The organism is Thioalkalivibrio thiocyanoxidans ARh2 (assembly GCF_000385215.1).
Classification (GTDB): domain Bacteria; phylum Pseudomonadota; class Gammaproteobacteria; order Ectothiorhodospirales; family Ectothiorhodospiraceae; genus Thioalkalivibrio; species Thioalkalivibrio thiocyanoxidans.
The window spans coordinates 1-1,980 of record NZ_ARQK01000005.1 but is presented as its reverse complement, the minus strand read 5'-3'; the positions used below and the strand labels follow the sequence as shown (position 1 = coordinate 1,980).

General features: G+C 66.3%; 1 protein-coding gene. It reads left to right on the top strand.

All coding sequences use genetic code 11. The features are described from left to right. Window positions 1-406 precede the first annotated feature (406 nt). Window positions 407-1,980, top strand: a 1,574-nt coding sequence (gene typA / locus G372_RS0100045) for a translational GTPase TypA (RefSeq protein ID WP_020008799.1), incomplete at its 3' end; no start/stop codon positions are given.

Sequence of the window (1,980 nt, the reverse complement as noted above, 5' to 3'; positions counted from 1 at the left end):
CGCTGTCCCAACGCCGGGGCGGGTCCGGGCGCCGGAGCGATGCACGCCGTCGCATCGGCCGGAGGGCCGGCCTCCTACAGTTCGGGGTTGCCCGTACGCCGGGGTGACCAAGGCCTTGGGGGCAGCTCGTCCCGTTTCCGGGGCCTCGACCTGCCGTGCAGGAGGCCAGCCCCCTGGCCGATCACGACGCAGGACCGGGCACCATTCGCCGGGCGCTGCCCCAACCCGGGGTATCCCACCCGACCGGCGTGGCGGCAGCGCCTTCTCGCGGTGACGGGAAAATGAATCGGCCATCGCGCGGCCCGAAGGGCTTTGCCTGCACCCGCGACGCGGAAGAAGCAACGCGCGCGGTCAGAGTCCTGTATAGTAGCCGCCCTTTTTCCTCAGTATCAGAGTTCTCGCGTTCATGACCGAAAAGCTTCGCAACATCGCCATCATCGCTCACGTCGACCATGGCAAGACCACGCTGGTGGACCAGCTCCTGCGCCAGTCCGGCACCCTCGACGAACGTGGTGATCACGGCGAGCGGGTCATGGACTCCAACGCGATCGAGCAGGAACGCGGGATCACCATCCTCGCCAAGAACACCGCCATCAAATGGCAGGACTACCGCATCAACATCGTCGACACCCCCGGACACGCCGACTTCGGTGGCGAGGTCGAGCGGGTGCTGTCCATGGTCGACTCCGTGCTGCTGCTGGTGGACGCGGTCGACGGCCCAATGCCGCAGACCCGCTTCGTGACTCAGAAGGCCTTCGCGATGGGCTTCAAGCCGATCGTGGTGGTCAACAAGGTCGACCGCCCCGGCGCCCGCCCGGACTGGGCCGTGGACCAGGTGTTCGACCTGTTCGACCGCCTCGGCGCGACCGACGAGCAGCTGGATTTCCCCATCGTGTTCGCCTCCGCGCTGAACGGCTTTGCCGGCATGGATTCCAGTGTCACCGAAGGCGACATGACCTGCCTGTTCGAGACCATCGTCGAGCATGTCTCGGCGCCGAACGTGGACGCCGACGGCCCGTTCCAGATGCAGGTCTCCTCGCTGGACTACAACTCCTACCAGGGTCTGATCGGCATCGGCCGCGTGAAGCGCGGACGCATCAAGCCGAACACCCCGGTCAAGGTGGTGGACCGTGAGGGCAAGGTACGTAACGGCCGCATGCTGCAGATCATGGGCTTCCATGGCCTGGAGCGTGTCGAGGTCGCGGAGGCCCGCGCCGGCGACATCATTACCTTCACCGGCATGGACGAGCTGTACATCTCCGACACCCTGTGCGACCCGAACCATGTCGAGGCGATGGAACCGCTGACCGTGGACGAGCCGACGGTGACCATGACCTTCCAGGTCAACACCTCGCCGTTCGCCGGGCGCGAGGGCAAGTACGTGACTTCGCGCGTGCTGCGCGACCGCCTGCTGGAAGAGCTCAAGCACAACGTCGCCCTGCGCGTGGAAGAGACCGACGACGCCGACAAGTTCAAGGTGTCCGGGCGCGGCGAACTGCACCTGGGCATCCTGATCGAGAACATGCGCCGCGAGGGCTACGAGCTGGGCGTCTCGCGCCCGGAAGTGGTCATCAAGGAAGTGGACGGCGTGAAGCAGGAGCCCTACGAGGCCGTCACCGTCGACGTCGAGGAGCAGCACCAGGGCACGATCATGGAGAAGCTCGGCGAACGCCGCGGCGACATGACCAACATGGTGCCGGACGGCAAGGGCCGTGTGCGCCTGGACTTCATCATCCCGTCGCGCGGGCTGATCGGCTTCCAGACCGAGTTCATGACCGCGACCTCCGGCACCGGCATCCTGCACCACATCTTTGACCACTACGGCCCCTATCAGCCGGGTGCGGTCGCGTCGCGCCAGAACGGCGTGCTGATCGCCAACGCCGCCGGCAAGGCGCTGGGCTTTGCCCTGTTCAACCTGCAGGATCGCGGCAAGCTGTTCATCGGCCCCGGCGACGAGGTCTACGAGGGTATGGTGATCGG